Here is a 14,298-nt window from a genome sequence, read left to right on the forward strand (position 1 = left end):
AAGGCTATTTTTGTTAAAATCCGCCGCATGAGAGTAGATAAATTTTTAAACGTAGTAAATATCACCAAAAGGCGTGCAGTTAGCGAAGATATGTGCAAAAGCGGCGTTGTGAGCATCAACGGCGTGCAGGCAAAAGCGGCAAAAGATGTAAAGATCGGCGACGTTATCACTATCAAATTTCTAGCTCGCGAGGCGAGATACGAGGTGCTAGCGATCCCAACTACAAAAAGCATACCAAAAAGCGCTCAAAGCGAATATGTAAAAGAGCTTTGATGGTTTTTGAGCTTTTGGAAAATGAGCTTGATCGGCTTGTGCGGGTGCTGCCAAAAAGTGGCGTGGTGCTACTAAGCGGCGATCTAGCAAGTGGCAAAACTACGCTTGTAAAGGCGATCATCAAGGCTCATGGCATAGATGAGAGCGTGACGTCGCCAACATTTTCTTTGATGCAAATTTATGGTAAAGATATCTACCACTACGACATTTATCAGATCGGATTTGACGGGATGGCAAAAAATGGGCTTTTTGAAAATTTGTTTGAAGAGGGGCTTCATCTAGTAGAGTGGGGCGATGAAAATTTAGAAAAAGCTCTAAAGAAAAACGGCGAGAGCTATACGTTAGTAAAAATTTCTCCTAGCAAAAATGGCAGAAAATACGAGGTTATAAGTGCATAAACTAGAAGTAAAAGATCTAAAAAAGACGATTAAGAAAAGTGAGATCATAAAAGGTATATCTTTAGAGGTAAATAGTGGCGAAGTCGTGGGGCTTCTTGGGCCAAATGGTGCTGGAAAGACGACCACTTTTTATATGATCTGCGGGCTCATCTCGCCAACTAGCGGAGATGTCTTTTTAAATGACGAAAAGATCACAAACGTCCCGCTTCACAAAAGAGCGCACCTTGGTATTGGCTATTTGCCGCAAGAGTCAAGCATATTTAAAGAGCTAAGCGTCGAAGAAAATTTGCTCCTTGGGGCTGAAATTTTAAATCAAAGCAAAGAAGAGATCTCTAAAAGAGTAAATGAGATGCTAAATATGCTAAATATCGAGCCTATCCGCCTAAGAAAGGGCGTTAGCCTAAGTGGTGGCGAGCGCAGACGCTGTGAGATCGCAAGAAGTCTCATCATAAAACCAAAATTTTTGCTACTTGATGAGCCATTTGCAGGCGTCGATCCTATCGCAGTTAGCGATATCCAGAGCATCGTTAGAGACCTTAAAAAGCTAGGCATAGGCGTTTTGATAACTGACCACAACGTCCGTGAGACACTAGCCATTTGCGACAGAGCCTACGTCATCAAAGATGGCTCGCTGCTAGCAAGCGGCAGTGCTAGCGAAGTGGCAAACAACAAGCTCGTTAGAACGCACTATCTTGGCGAAGAATTTAAGCTACTTGAGTAGATGATGCTAAGGCAAAAGCAAACTTTAGCGCCAAAGATCAAACTAAACCAAACGCTAAGAAGCTGGCTTCCTATCCTTCAAAGCGGGCTTGATGAGCTAAAAGAGACGCTTGAGCCTTTTATAAAAGAGAATCCATTTGCTACGATCGAACACAAAAATTTAGAAAAAAGCGAAAAAAAGCGAAATTTTTTCGAGCAGGTTAGCAAAAACTCGGTTAGCGAGAGCATTGAGGCTTTAAGCATCTATAAAGAAAGCCTCTATGAAAAGCTCGTTAGCCAGATAAATCCACCACTTTTCCCCACGCAAAAGTCCCAAGATATCGCATATAAAATCATTGAGTGTTTAGACGATGAGGGATATTTTTCTTATGATGATGAAATTTTTGCGGGTTTTAATGAGAATGAGGTGGAGCGAGTTAGGGCGAGATTTGCCTACCTTGAGCCCTGTGGCGTGGGTGCAAAGGATGTTAAAGAGAGCTTTTTGTTTCAGCTTGGCGAGGCAGAGGCGAGTGATGAGATCATAGAGTGCGCGAAAAAGATCATCTTAAATTTTGAAAATATAGAAAAGCTTAGAAAGCTTAAATTCTATGACGACGCGCTAAAGATTATAAAGAAATTTAAAAATCCACCAGCCATTGAGTATCTTGAAGATGAAAAAGAGGCGGTGCCTGACATATTCGTGCTAAGCACTAGTAGTGGCATTGGTGTGCAGATAAATGACGACTATTATCCTGAAATTTCTATCGACACCGAGGGACTAGACGAAAAAGAGGTCTTTGTCAGCTCACGCATAAAAGAGGCAAGCGAGCTCATAGACGCCCTTGAGATGAGAAAGGCGACACTTTATAAGATAGGGCTTATGATAGTTGAGTATCAGTATGATTACTTTTTGGGTGGCGACATAAAGCCTATGAAGCTAAAAGACCTAGCAGACGAGCTAGGGCGCAACCCTTCAACCATCTCAAGAGCCATCGCAAACAAATATCTAAGCTCTCCAAGAGGCACGGTCGCACTTAAAAATTTCTTTGCAACTGGCTTTGACGAGGAGACTTCAAACGCCGCGATAAAGGAATTTTTGCTAGAGCTTATCAAAAATGAAGACCACAAAAAGCCACTTTCTGATCTAAAAATCCAAGAGCTAATCCAAGCTAAATTTAACATCCAAATCGTTCGCCGAACCATCACCAAATACCGCAAAATTCTAAACATCGGTAGCTCAAGCCAGCGAAAAAAGATATATCATATAAACGGCTAGCTACCACTCATTTATGGCAAAAAGTGTAGCTTTTCGCATCTGCGTAAAAAGCTCACTGCTAAGCTCATCATACTCTTTGCCTCGTTTTTTATGCTGCGCCCAGCCTGCTGCGTCGTCATTCCATGAGCCCATACCACCAAAGACATCAGCCGCACTTGCCGCAGTAAAAAGGGCTAAATTTAGCTTTGGCATAAGTGGCGCATTTAGGATATTTTGCTCTATCTTTTCTGGCTCATTTAGCGCTTTTAGCCCCTTTCTAAAGCAATCACCAAAGTTCTCACACTCTATCTCATCTGCAAATTTAGAGGTCATAGTTAGGATATCTTTAAATTCCAAAGTGTTATCGCTAAATTTTTGAATTTCTGGCATGCTATCTAGACTAAATTCTTTATAGACTATATCCCAGACATCCCAGCCCTTTTTATCTTCTTTAAAGCTCCAGTGCGGCACGAGATAGCTCATATTATCTTTATAAATGCAAAGAATTGACTTGTGGCTTACGTTTGAAAAGCCTTGCAGCGAGCGCTCCTCTGAAGAGACCGTCAAATTTGTGGTGTATCTCACGTCGCTTAGTCCAAGCTTTAAGGCGTGCTTAAACCACTCATTTATGCTAGCTTGCTCTCTTTTTTCTGGCTCATCACCTAAGACATAGTCAAAAACTAGGCTTTTTATAAATTTTTCGCTTTTGTAGTTTAGCTCTAAATTTGACTTTAAGGCTTGCTTTATGGATGCTACGATAATGCAAGCGTTAAAAACTTCACCATTCATTTTTGCTCCTTTTTTGAGATATTTTATTAAAAGAAGTATAAATATCTTTTTAAGAATTGCAAGCGAAAACTTCAGCTTTTTATAGTAAAATAGCCAAAAATTTCAAAGAGGCAAAATGGATTTTAATGAGATTGATAAGCTGATAAACACGCTTAAGAAAAACTTGGAAGTTATCGAAAACAACGGCGTTGTCGAGCCTGAAACAAAGATCGATGCGCTCACTTTTAATAAAAATGTCGAAGAGATCAAAAAAAGACTTTATAGCACAACAGACGAGGGCAGTTTTTTTAAAAATGTCTTTAATACTGAAGATTACTACGAAAACATTAGCTCATATTTAGAGCAGACAAACAAAAGTTTATATTACAAGATAGAAAAGGCTGGCGTAAGCCTAAAGACTAATCAAAATTTACAAGAGAGCCTGACAAATATCTCAAATATCATGCAAATTTTAGTCGCTGAGTATCAGATACAAAATAAAAAAAAGAAAAAGAGTATCTTTTCAAGAAGTGGCGATACAGCGATGATAAGAGGGCTACTTGCAGAGCTAATGGAGCTACAAAATAGGATGAATAAAATTTTGCATCTCGACTCTCAAATCGTCTCAAACGTCGTTTTGGAAAATTTTAAAACTATCTATACATTTTTTTATAACTGCATAAGGGTTGCCAAACAAAGGGGCGATGAGCTACTTTTGGTTGAGATCGCAGGTATCACAGATAGGATCATCGAGATGATAAGACCTGTGCTTTCAGGCAAGAGCCTAAAGACAAACGAGCTTATCTATCACTACCTCATTTACGAGCTACGAGAGCTAAAAGCCTACGCCATAGGCGAGGATCTAGCTTAAAATTTTATCCATTATCTCTTTTGCCCCATTTGGCAAAAGGATATCTTTTAGTGCTTTGCTACTTTTGTTTAGATCAAAGCTCTCGATCATTTTTATGACTTCATCTTTGTCTAAATTTTCGCCATTTTGCAGGCAAATTTCAGCTATGCCTTTATCTTTTAGAAATTTAGCGTTATAAAACTGGTGATTGCCAGCAGCATAAGGAAATGGCACAAAGATAGAAGGCAGGGCATTTGCGCAAAGCTCCCAAAGCGAGCTAGCTCCAGCTCTTGATATGGCAAGATCAGCCTCACTCATCTTCTTTTCTATCTCTTTGCTAAAGTCAAAAATTTCTAAATTTGCCTCGCTAAAGCCAAGCTCATCATATCTCTTTTTCAGCTCATCAAGGCTATTTTTGCCGCATTGATGAATGATCTTTATCCCTTTTTCTTTAAGATATGTGGCTAAATTTATAGCTAGCTCATTTATCGCTTTTGCCCCTTGTGAGCCACCTAAAAATAGTATAGTTTTTAGCTGATCTCTTGTTCTTTGGCTTTCAAAAAATTTATTTGCCACAGGGTAAGGGCAGGGCGAGAGCTCATCATAAGAGCTAAAAAAGCCCTTTGCATACGGCTTTAAAATTTTATTTAGCTTGCCAGTTACGGCATTTTGCTCGTGGATGAAAAGTGGCGTTTTTGAGATGATGGCTGCTATGGCTGCTGGGGCTGCTGAGTATCCTCCCACGCTGATGACTGCTTTTACGCCATTTTCTTTAAAAATTTGTCTGCATTTTAAAGCTAGGCTTATGATATTTGTTAGTGATTTTAGCTTTGCTAAGCCTCTTTTATTTACGACACCACTGCTTGGTAAAAAGAATTTCTTTGCAAATTTATCATCATTTTCAAACCAAAATTTATCCTGCCCACTAGTTGAGCCGATAAAAATAGGCTTTATGTCTCGTCTATTTAGCTCCTCGCAAAAGCTTCTAGCGATCGCCAAATGCCCACCAGTGCCGCCACCACAAATAACTATCATAGTTTTGCCTTTTTACTAACCATCAAGACCATGCCGATGCCGATGCATATAGCAAGCACGGAGCTACCGCCATAGCTAAGAAATGGCACAGCGATACCTTTTATCGGCGTGATCGATGTGATGCCGTAGCTATTCATCAAAAATGAAAATGACAAGATAAGCCCGATACCAAGTGAGAATAGGTGATATACCTTGTTTTCGCTCCTAGCTGAAATTCTAAATATCCTATAAAGTAGCGTGATAAAGATCGCTGTGATGCACAAAATGCCAAAAACACCGACCTCTTCAGCTATGCCAGCTAGCACAAAGTCCGTATGCACCTCGCTTAAAAAGCCAAGCTTAAATATCCCAGCTCCAAGCCCCTCGCCAAAAAACTCGCCATGCTTAATTGCATTTAGTGAGTGAGAAATTTGATATGGCTCTGGTGCGTCTGCCACTCTAAGCACGTTTGCCACGCTATCTGGCAAGAAAGAGAGAACCATGTTTTGTATCGTGCCCCACCATGACTTTATACGTAAAATTCTGTGCTCAGAGCTAACTATAGCCACCGTCATGACAAAGGCAGCGCCCAATATACCGATACCAAAGAGCCTAACGCTAGCCCCTGCAAAAAGCGCCATCGTCACAAAAGTAAGTGCTAAAACCACCACTTGCCCAAGGTCATTTTGCATAACGGCGATAAGAAAGATAGCGATACCAAAAAGGATGATATAAGGCAAAAGTATCTTTAGCTCAGCCATCAAAGTCCTCTTGCCGTCGCTAAATTTTCTAGTAAAACTCCACGCCAAAAAATAGACAAAACCGACTTTGAAAAACTCAACTGGCGCAAGCGAAAAGCCAGGCAGTCTGATCCAGCGTCTAGCACCTCCAGAGTCAGTCACCATCGAAGCTGGTAAGGCATGCATGAGCCCCATAGCGATACCGCACGAGATAAGCAGTCCAAAGCCTATCCAAACGAGTGCTTTATCGGGATTTAGCCTTGAGAGCCACCACATGAGAAAAATTCCTATGCAGCCGACTGCAAACTGGCGGATGAAAAAGTGAAATTCGTCATAGTTAAAAAATAAAACTGTAAAAACTGGCAAGGATAGTGAAAAAATGATGCTTATGGCGATCAAAGTCGCGCAAAGATAGAAAATAACCTTATCAACTGCCAAATTTAGCTCCAACTTTAAAATGAGCCAAAGTATAATAAAAAACGGCTTACAAAGATATTATTTGCTATAATTGCAGGCTTTAAGGATGGGCATGAAGATAGGTATATTTGACTCGGGGCTTGGCGGACTTAGCGTCTTAAACGAAGCTTTAAGCAAGCTTAGCGAGCATGAATTTTTATATTACGCAGACGTGAAAAATGTCCCATACGGACAAAAGAGCAGGGATGAAATTTTAAAATTTAGCTTTGATGCGGTTAAATTTCTTATAGAAAATGGCGCAGAAGCTGCCGTCGTAGCGTGCAACACTGCAACAAGCGTGGCGATAAAAGAGCTTAGAGCGAATTTAAGCGTGCCGATCATCGGCATGGAGCCAGCTGTAAAAAAGGCTCACGATCTAAGCCATGATGATGCCCTAAAAACGCTTGTCATCGCCACTCCAGTCACCGTAAATGGCGCAAAACTAAAAGAGCTAATCACAAATTTAAACGCAAAAGATAAAACCGAGCTACTTGCTCTGCCTCGCCTTGTAAATTTCGCTGAAAAGGCTGAGTTTGAGAGCGAAAACGTTAAGTCGTATCTAAAAGAAGAGCTAGCTAAATTTGATCTAAGTAAATTTGACTTTTTGGTGCTTGGCTGCACGCATTTTAACTATTTTAAAGATAGCTTAAGAGAAATTTTGCCACAAAATGTAAGCATAATAGACGGCAACGAAGGGACGATAAAGCGCCTTATAAGTGAGCTTAAACTTCAAATTTCAAATATAAAATTGACTCCAAATATAAAATTTTTCTACTCAGGTGACGAGGTTTGCGAGCAAAACGAGCTAGAGAAAATTTCAAGAAATTTAGCTAGATTAGAAAAAATGAGAGCGATCAGCTAGGCTAAATTTAGCTAAAAATTTGATCCAAATTTGCAAAATACATTAAATTTTATGTATTTTTATATGTATTATCTCTTTCTTTGCTTTATTATATAGATAGCACTTATTATCGCAACCACCGCCAAAAGAGCGATCGTGATCGTTAGAAGTGTCTGTTTGTCAGGATTTGAGCCTAGAAAGTAGCCAACTCCAAGCAAAACCGCGCACCAAATCCCAGCGCCAAGTGTGGTAAATAGGCAAAATCTAAAAATATTCATCTTAGCAAGCCCAGCTGGCAGGCTGATGTATTGACGAATTCCAGGGATTAGGCGTGAGTTAAAGGTTGAAATTTCGCCGTGTTTATTAAAAAATGCTTCAAATTTATCCATCTTTTCGTGAGTGATGCCCACAAATTTGCCGTATTTTAAGACAATCTCGCGTCCAAAAAAGTAGCAAAGATAGTAGTTAAAAATGGCTCCAAGCAAGCTGCCAAGCGTGCCTGAGATAAAGGCAAGCGCTAAGCTCATCTCGCCTTTGTGAGCTAGATATCCAGCTGGTATCATCGCCACTTCGCTTGGAAATGGGAAAAACGAGCTCTCCAGAAACATCATCACAAATATGCCAGCATAGCCCCAGCTACTCACGCTTGAGACTATAAAATCAATAATGTCATGTAGCATTTTTACTCCGAAATTTATTTTAAGATGAGGCATTGTAGCAAAGCTTTATTTACTAATAGTAACTAATAAAAGCGATAAATTTTAAAAAAGATAGTTAAAACGAAAAGCTATAAGGTTTAAATTTAAAGGCAAAAGTAGGGCGAAAGCTCGCCCCGTTTTTAAAATGCAGGTATGACCTCGCCTTTGTAGCGAGTGATGATGAAATTTTTAGTATCAGGGCTAAGTACCGCATCGACTAAAGCTTTAATCTTAGGATTGTTCTCGTTGCCAGCTCTTGTGACGATGATGTTGGCATAAGGACTGTTGGCATCTTCAAGTAAAAGTGCGTCTTTTGCCACGCTCATGCCAAGATCAAGGACGAAATTTGTGCTAATGGCAGCGATATCGACATCATCAAGCGTTCTTGGGATCTGAGCGCCTTCTAGCTCGACAAATTGCAAATTCTTAGGATTTTTAGTTATGTCATTTACAGTTGCAACTTTTACGTTTTTATCGATCTCGATAAGACCGGCTTTTTCTAAAATTCTAAGCGCTCTGTTGCCATTTGACGGATCGTAAGCGATCGCTACTTTTGCGCCATCTTTTAGATCTTTTATGTTTTTTATCTTTTTAGAGTAAAAGCCAAGTGGCTCGACATGGACATTTGCAACACTTACAAGATGCAAGCCTCTAGCCTTGTTTTGCTCCTCAAGATATGGCAAATGCTGAAAGAAATTTGCGTCTAAGCTGCCATCTTCTGTGGCGACATTTGGGATAGAGTAGTCTGAAATTTCAGAGATAACAAGGTCGTAGCCTTTATCTTTTAGCTTTGGTTTTACAAATTCTAAAATTTCAGCGTGTGGCACTGGTGAGACGCCAACAATGATAGTGTGGTCCTTGTCGGCTGCGTGAAGGCTTAGAGCAACTAAAGATGCGGTTAAAAGTTTGATAAATTTCATTGTTTTTCCTTTTTTTGTTTTGGTAAAGCGACGCTAAAAAGGTAAAAGCTTTTACGTCGCTTTTTATAAATTTAATTAAAACGCTGGGATGATAGCGCCGTTATATTTTGTCTCGATAAATTTCTTAACTTCTGGTGAGTTGATCGCTTTATCAAGAGCCTTTATTTTAGGGCTATTCTCGTTGCCAGCTTTAACAACTACGTAATTTACATATGGACTATTTTTGCTCTCGATCACAAGCGCGTCTTTTGTTGGATTGAGATTTGCGTTTAGCGCGTAGTTTGTGTTGATAACTGCGATAGTAACGTCATCAAGCGTTCTTGGCACTTGAGCAGTCTCGATCTCTTCAAATTTAAGTTTCTTAGGGTTATCAACTATATCAAGCGGAGTTTTTAGTGGGTTGTTGTTTAGCTTGATAAGTCCGGTACTTGCTATGATGTCAAGTGCGCGGCTCTCGTTTGTTGGGTCATTTGGGATAGAGACCACTGCGCCATCTTTTAGCTCTTTGATATCTTTTATCTTTTTAGAATAAACGCCCATTGGCTCGAGGTGCACGCCAACTGTTTTTACAAGGTGAGTGCCTTTGTTTTTGTTAAATTCTTCAAGATATGGGATGTGCTGAAAGAAGTTTGCGTCAAGGTCGCCGTCCTCTGTCGCAAGGTTTGGCGTGGTGTAGTCGTTAAATTCTTTGATCTCAAGTGTGTAGCCATCTTTTGCCAAAATAGGCTTTACAACCTCTAAAATTTCAGCATGTGGGATAGGTGTAGCACCAACGATTATTGTTTTTGACTTGTCAGCAGCATTTGCGCTAACGCTAAGGCCTAGGGCAACTAAAGAGGTAAGAAGTAGTTTTTTCATTTGTTATCCTTTTTTAAAATTTGCCAAGCACCAAAAAAGGATAAATTTAAGCTAGAAGGTTAAATTTCTTTTTAAGCGCTTAAGCTATTTCTAAGCACTTAAAAAGAAATTCTGTGCTTAGAGATTAGTCTTTCGACGACGCGTTTTTTAGTAGGCGGCACATCTGGCACATATCTGATTTCATCTTTTGTCCTTTCAGCTAAAATTAATTTGGCAATTTTAAAGAAAAAAGCTTAAAATCAGATAAAAAATGTGACCTTATTTTTTTGAAATTTTATAGAGATAGTTGCCTAAAACTTGAAAAATTTGAACCATTATGATAAGAATAACCACGGTGTAGAGCATGATATCTGGGCGAAATCTCTGATATCCGTAGTTTATAGCGACAGATCCTAGTCCGCCACCGCCAACTGCACCAGCCATCGCTGAAAAGCCGATATTTACGATAAGCGTTAGTGTAAATGCCGAGATGATGCCAGGAAGTGCCTCTATAAACATCACGCGAAAGATGATCTGAAATTTCGAGCTACCAAAGCTTTGAGCAGCTTCGATGATGCCTTTATCAACCTCTTTTAGGGCATTTTCAATGAGCCTTGCCACAAACGGAGCCGCGCCAATAGTTAGCGGAACGATCGCAGCTGTGGTGCCGATACTCGTGCCTACGATCATTTTTGTGACCGGAAAGAGCACGATGATCAAAATGATAAATGGAAAGCTTCTAAGCACGTTTATAACGATATCAAGCACAAAATAAAGCTGCTTGTTTGGCTTTAGTCCGTCTTTGTCTGAAAGGATGAGCAAAACCGCAGGTATGAGGCCTATGGCAAAGGCGAGCAGGGTAGAGACTATGCTCATATATAGCGTCTCGCCGATAGCTGGCAAAAGTATCCTAGAAAAAACATCTGGAAATTTAGAAAAATCAATACCAAACATCAAGCAACCTCCCACAAAACGCCACTTTGCTTGATATAATTAAGCACGTTTTCTTTATCTTTTTCATCTATATTTATGACGAGCGAGCCAAGGACGTTGTCGTTTAGCTTTTCAAGCTTGCCCCAGACTATGTTAAAGTCGATATTTAGGCTTCTTGCCATGTGCGTGATCACGCTATTTTGAGCCACTTCTTTTGGGAAAAATAGCCTGATATTTGTGCCAGTGCTTGGCAAAATTTCAACTTCGCCCAAAAACTCTTTCATCTTCTCATCTGGCTTTAAAAATAGCTCTTCGATGCTTCCAGAGCCTATGATCTTGCCGCCTTCTAGCAAGATCGCACGTTTTGCGATTGATTTTACAACCTCCATCTCGTGCGTGACGATAACGACGCTGATGTCTAGCTCTTTGTTTATCTTTTCAAGCAGCTCTAAAATTTGATTTGTCGTGTTTGGATCAAGAGCTGAAGTTGCCTCGTCGCTTAGTAAAATTTTAGGATTTAAAGCAAGCGCTCTGGCGATTGCCACACGCTGCTTTTGACCGCCGCTTAGCTCGCTTGGATAGCTTTTTGCCTTGCTTTCAAGACCGACTAAATTTAAAAGCTCTCTCACTCTTTTCTCGGTTTCATCGCTTTTATAACCCCAAAATTTAAGCGGAGTAGCGACGTTTTCAAAGACGTTTTTTCTAGCCATCAAAGCAAAATGCTGAAATATCATCCCAACATCTCGCCTTAAATGTCTCTGCTGCGTCTCGTCTAAATTTTTTATCTCTTTATCAAAGACTTTTAGGCTGCCACCTTGATAGTTTTCAAGCCCGTTTATGCACCTTAAAAGCGTTGATTTACCAGCACCGCTGTGTCCCACGATAGCAAAAATTTCACCCTTTTTAACCTCTAAATTTACATCAAAAAGGATCTGCGTATCACCGTAAAATTTGGTTAAATTTTCTATTTTTATCACTATTTTTCTCCAAGAGCTTCTAACTCTTCGCATACTTTTTTAAATTTAGCCTCAGCGCTCTCTAATGCCTCTTTGTTCGTCTCTATGACCTCTTTTGGTGCGTTTGCCACGAAATTTTGGTTATTTAGCATGCCTGAGAGTTTGGCTATCTCTTTTTCAAGCTTTGTCTTTTGAGAGCTTAGCCTTGTGATGATACCGCTCATATCAAGCCCTTCAAGCGGGATAAATGCCTCTAAATTTTCGCTCACATCTCTTATTGAATTTTCGATTTTTTCATCTACAAAGCCGATCTCTTCGCATTTTGCAAGCAGTTTAATATACTCTTTAACCTCGTCAAGATCTATTTTTTCGTTAAATTTAACAAAGGCTTTTGCTATCTTTGAGTTGCCAAGATCGATAGTCGCTTTTGCACGGCGAATAGCCACGATCGCTTCGATAACTAGCTCAAATTTCTTCTCAACCTCTAAATTTCGCTCTTTTATCTCTGGATAGCTCATAACCATTATTGATTTTGCATTTTCAAGCTGTGTGCCACTAAGCTCTTGAAATAGATACTCTGAGAGAAACGGCATGAAAGGATTTAGCAGTTTCATCGCCTCTTTAAATATACTTCCAAGCTCTTTTACGCTCGCTTTGTCAGCCTTGCTAAGCTCGATGCCCCAGTCACAAAACTCATCCCAAAGGAATTTGTAAAGTGTGTTTGCAGCGTCATTGAAGCGGTAGGCGTCGATGTTTTCGCGCACCTCTCTCACGCACTCGTTAAAGCGGCTATTCATATAAATTCCAAGCTTTGTTTGAAGCTTGATATCCTCTAAATTTGCAAATTTGCTCTCATTTAGCATGAGGTATTTGCTCGCGTTATAAAGCTTGTTGGTGAAATTTCTTACCTGTTTCATCTTAGCGTCGCTTAGCTTGATATCGCGTCCTTGAACGGCTAGAAGCGTTAGTGTAAAGCGCAAGATATCGGCGCTATACTCATTTATGCTATCAAGTGGGTCGATGACATTGCCAAGGCTTTTGCTCATCTTTCTGCCAAACTCATCTTTTACAAGCGCGTGCAGGTAGATGTCGTCAAATGGCAGCTTGCCAAGGGCGTTTTCACCCTGAAACATCATCCTAGCAACCCAGAAAAATAATATATCAAAGCCAGTTATAAGAAGGTTATTTGGATAAAACTCAGCCAAGTCGCCTTCAAACCATTTTTCATTTTTTAGTTCATTTTCATTACCCCAGCCAAGTGTGCTAAATGGCCAAAGACCAGAGCTAAACCACGTATCTAGCACGTCTGGGTCTTGGTGGATGTTTTTACTTTTGCACTTTTTGCACTCGCATGGCTCGTCCTCGTCAGCCCACATATGACCGCAATCATCGCAGTAAAATACTGGAATTTGATGTCCCCACCAAAGCTGGCGTGAGATACACCAGTCTCTTAGCTCTCTCATCCACGCGTTAAAGCTGTTTATCCAGTGCGGCGGGTAAAATTTAGCAAGACCCTCTGAGACCTTTTGTATCGCTTCGTCCGCGATCTCTTTTTTGACAAACCACTGCTTTGAGATGTATGGCTCGACGACGTTTTTGCAGCGGTAGCAGTAACCTACTTGATTTTCGTAATCTTCTATCTTTTCAACATTGCCAAGTTTTTCAAGCTCGGCCACGACGATATCTCTAGCCTCAAGCCTCTCAAGTCCTGCAAATTTATCGCACTTGTCGTTTAAGATGCCTTTTTCGTCAAACACGGTAATAAATTCAAGGTTGTGTTTTTTGCCGACCTCGTAGTCGTTTTGATCGTGCGCAGGTGTGACCTTAACAAGGCCTGTTCCAAACTCCATATCAACGTGCTCGTCTGCAATGATCTCGATCTCTCTATTTATGATAGGTAGTACCACTTTTTTGCCGATTAAATTTTTATAGCGCTCGTCGTTTGGATTTACCATTACGGCAGTGTCGCCAAAGTAAGTTTCAGGACGAGTAGTCGCAACAACAACAAATTCGCTTGGCTTGTCTGCAAAGTAGTATCTCAAATGATAAAGCTTGCCTTTGTTTTCTTTGTGCTCGACCTCTATGTCAGAGAGTGCGCCATCATGCGTACACCAGTTTATCATGTAGTTTTTCTGGACTATTAGCCCTTTGTCGTATAAATTTACAAAGGCTTTTTTCACAGCTCTTCTTAAGCCCTCATCCATAGTAAATCTCTGGCGTGACCAAGCTGGAGTGATGCCAAGCTTTCGCATCTGATGGACGATCATGCCGCCGCTTTTTTCTTTCCACTCCCACACTTTTTCTACAAATTTCTCACGTCCAAGCTCTTCTTTCTTGATCCCTTGAGCTAAAAGCTGCTTTTCAACGACGTTTTGAGTAGCAATACCAGCGTGGTCAAGTCCTGGCTGCCAAAGTGTCTTGTAACCGTCCATCCTCTTGTAGCGAGTCATGATATCTTGAAGTGTGAAGGTTAGGGCGTGTCCGATGTGAAGCGAGCCAGTCACGTTTGGAGGTGGCATCATAATGCAAAATTTACGTCCATCTTTTTGGATATCTTTGTTTGCGTCTATCTCGAAATATCCGCGTTCTTCCCAAATTTTATAAAATTTATCTTCTATCTCTTTTGCATTGTAAAATTCTGCCACTTTTGTATCCTCTTT

The 14,298-nt window shown here is 40.4% G+C and carries 15 protein-coding genes; 6 read left to right on the top strand and 9 right to left on the bottom strand.

Features of this window, described 5'->3' with window-relative positions:
- Nucleotides 1-27 precede the first annotated feature (27 nt).
- The 4 genes from CVT14_RS01660 to CVT14_RS01675 are packed head-to-tail and all read left to right on the top strand — an operon-like array spanning nucleotide 28 to nucleotide 2,646.
- Entirely contained in the window at nucleotides 28-273 is a 246-nt protein-coding gene (locus CVT14_RS01660; protein WP_002940508.1) for an RNA-binding S4 domain-containing protein, read from the top strand.
- Nucleotides 273-671 (top strand): tRNA (adenosine(37)-N6)-threonylcarbamoyltransferase complex ATPase subunit type 1 TsaE, encoded by a 399-nt coding sequence (gene tsaE, locus CVT14_RS01665; protein ID WP_103572319.1) that lies wholly within the window; start codon nucleotides 273-275, stop codon nucleotides 669-671. The genes CVT14_RS01660 and tsaE overlap by 1 nt, the downstream gene beginning before the upstream one ends.
- The gene (gene lptB, locus CVT14_RS01670) at nucleotides 664-1,392 is read left to right on the top strand and encodes an LPS export ABC transporter ATP-binding protein (RefSeq protein ID WP_009293825.1); all 729 of its coding nucleotides are present in this window, start codon (nucleotides 664-666) and stop codon (nucleotides 1,390-1,392) included. Before tsaE ends, lptB begins: the two co-directional genes overlap by 8 nt.
- A 3-nt stretch (nucleotides 1,393-1,395) precedes the next feature.
- Nucleotides 1,396-2,646 carry an RNA polymerase factor sigma-54 gene (locus tag CVT14_RS01675; protein ID WP_234403106.1) on the top strand — a complete coding sequence of 417 codons (1,251 nt, stop codon included), beginning with the start codon at nucleotides 1,396-1,398 and terminating at the stop codon, nucleotides 2,644-2,646.
- Here CVT14_RS01675 and CVT14_RS01680 read toward each other — a convergent pair whose 3' ends face one another.
- On the bottom strand, nucleotides 2,647-3,414 hold the full coding sequence (locus tag CVT14_RS01680) for a hypothetical protein (protein WP_107849535.1): 768 nt from the start codon (nucleotides 3,412-3,414) through the stop codon (nucleotides 2,647-2,649).
- A gap of 115 nt (nucleotides 3,415-3,529) precedes the next feature.
- On the opposite strand from CVT14_RS01680, the gene CVT14_RS01685 reads away from it, so the two are divergent.
- Nucleotides 3,530-4,264 (top strand): imidazole glycerol phosphate synthase, encoded by a 735-nt coding sequence (locus tag CVT14_RS01685; RefSeq protein WP_103614670.1) that lies wholly within the window; start codon nucleotides 3,530-3,532, stop codon nucleotides 4,262-4,264.
- Here the strand turns inward: CVT14_RS01685 and murG are convergent.
- Both murG and CVT14_RS01695 read right to left on the bottom strand, forming a co-directional pair.
- A complete protein-coding gene (gene murG, locus CVT14_RS01690; RefSeq protein ID WP_107849536.1) occupies nucleotides 4,256-5,278 on the bottom strand; it encodes an undecaprenyldiphospho-muramoylpentapeptide beta-N-acetylglucosaminyltransferase in 1,023 nt (340 codons plus the stop codon). The two genes, CVT14_RS01685 and murG, sit on opposite strands and share 9 nt — an antisense overlap.
- Nucleotides 5,275-6,435 carry an FtsW/RodA/SpoVE family cell cycle protein gene (locus tag CVT14_RS01695; RefSeq protein ID WP_009293817.1) on the bottom strand — a complete coding sequence of 387 codons (1,161 nt, stop codon included), beginning with the start codon at nucleotides 6,433-6,435 and terminating at the stop codon, nucleotides 5,275-5,277. Before CVT14_RS01695 ends, murG begins: the two co-directional genes overlap by 4 nt.
- 91 nt (nucleotides 6,436-6,526) lie before the next feature.
- Here CVT14_RS01695 and murI point away from each other — a divergent pair, with 91 nt between their 5' ends.
- Nucleotides 6,527-7,315, top strand: a complete 789-nt coding sequence (murI, locus tag CVT14_RS01700) for a glutamate racemase (protein ID WP_107849537.1) — start codon at nucleotides 6,527-6,529, stop codon at nucleotides 7,313-7,315.
- A 68-nt stretch (nucleotides 7,316-7,383) separates the two neighbouring features.
- On the opposite strand, the gene CVT14_RS01705 is transcribed toward murI, so the two are convergent.
- The 6 genes from CVT14_RS01705 to CVT14_RS01730 form a co-directional block, all read right to left on the bottom strand.
- Complete coding sequence (locus CVT14_RS01705) at nucleotides 7,384-7,974, bottom strand: DedA family protein (RefSeq protein WP_035169914.1); 591 nt, start codon at nucleotides 7,972-7,974, stop codon at nucleotides 7,384-7,386.
- A gap of 158 nt (nucleotides 7,975-8,132) precedes the next feature.
- The gene (locus CVT14_RS01710; protein WP_021089150.1) at nucleotides 8,133-8,912 is read right to left on the bottom strand and encodes a MetQ/NlpA family ABC transporter substrate-binding protein; all 780 of its coding nucleotides are present in this window, start codon (nucleotides 8,910-8,912) and stop codon (nucleotides 8,133-8,135) included.
- 75 nt (nucleotides 8,913-8,987) lie between these two features.
- Nucleotides 8,988-9,770 (bottom strand): MetQ/NlpA family ABC transporter substrate-binding protein, encoded by a 783-nt coding sequence (locus CVT14_RS01715; protein WP_021089199.1) that lies wholly within the window; start codon nucleotides 9,768-9,770, stop codon nucleotides 8,988-8,990.
- A gap of 258 nt (nucleotides 9,771-10,028) precedes the next feature.
- Nucleotides 10,029-10,703 (bottom strand): methionine ABC transporter permease, encoded by a 675-nt coding sequence (locus CVT14_RS01720; protein WP_021084643.1) that lies wholly within the window; start codon nucleotides 10,701-10,703, stop codon nucleotides 10,029-10,031.
- Entirely contained in the window at nucleotides 10,703-11,659 is a 957-nt protein-coding gene (locus tag CVT14_RS01725; protein WP_107849538.1) for a methionine ABC transporter ATP-binding protein, read from the bottom strand. Before CVT14_RS01725 ends, CVT14_RS01720 begins: the two co-directional genes overlap by 1 nt.
- Nucleotides 11,659-14,283 (bottom strand): valine--tRNA ligase, encoded by a 2,625-nt coding sequence (locus tag CVT14_RS01730; protein WP_107849539.1) that lies wholly within the window; start codon nucleotides 14,281-14,283, stop codon nucleotides 11,659-11,661. Before CVT14_RS01730 ends, CVT14_RS01725 begins: the two co-directional genes overlap by 1 nt.
- Nucleotides 14,284-14,298: the final 15 nt, after the last annotated feature.

The organism is Campylobacter concisus, from assembly GCF_003048445.1.
Lineage (GTDB): Bacteria > Campylobacterota > Campylobacteria > Campylobacterales > Campylobacteraceae > Campylobacter_A > Campylobacter_A concisus_BF.

What these genes read in the sequence shown, in the direction of transcription:
- CVT14_RS01660 (WP_002940508.1), top strand. Translation starts at nt 28, where the DNA reads ATGAGAGTAGATAAATTTTTAAACGTAGTAAATATCACCAAAAGGCGT.
- tsaE (WP_103572319.1), top strand. Translation starts at nt 273, where the DNA reads ATGGTTTTTGAGCTTTTGGAAAATGAGCTTGATCGGCTTGTGCGGGTG.
- CVT14_RS01675 (WP_234403106.1), top strand. Translation starts at nt 1,396, where the DNA reads ATGCTAAGGCAAAAGCAAACTTTAGCGCCAAAGATCAAACTAAACCAA.
- CVT14_RS01680 (WP_107849535.1), bottom strand. Translation starts at nt 3,414, where the DNA reads ATGAATGGTGAAGTTTTTAACGCTTGCATTATCGTAGCATCCATAAAG.
- CVT14_RS01685 (WP_103614670.1), top strand. Translation starts at nt 3,530, where the DNA reads ATGGATTTTAATGAGATTGATAAGCTGATAAACACGCTTAAGAAAAAC.
- murG (WP_107849536.1), bottom strand. Translation starts at nt 5,278, where the DNA reads ATGATAGTTATTTGTGGTGGCGGCACTGGTGGGCATTTGGCGATCGCT.
- murI (WP_107849537.1), top strand. Translation starts at nt 6,527, where the DNA reads ATGAAGATAGGTATATTTGACTCGGGGCTTGGCGGACTTAGCGTCTTA.
- CVT14_RS01705 (WP_035169914.1), bottom strand. Translation starts at nt 7,974, where the DNA reads ATGCTACATGACATTATTGATTTTATAGTCTCAAGCGTGAGTAGCTGG.
- CVT14_RS01710 (WP_021089150.1), bottom strand. Translation starts at nt 8,912, where the DNA reads ATGAAATTTATCAAACTTTTAACCGCATCTTTAGTTGCTCTAAGCCTT.
- CVT14_RS01715 (WP_021089199.1), bottom strand. Translation starts at nt 9,770, where the DNA reads ATGAAAAAACTACTTCTTACCTCTTTAGTTGCCCTAGGCCTTAGCGTT.
- CVT14_RS01720 (WP_021084643.1), bottom strand. Translation starts at nt 10,703, where the DNA reads ATGTTTGGTATTGATTTTTCTAAATTTCCAGATGTTTTTTCTAGGATA.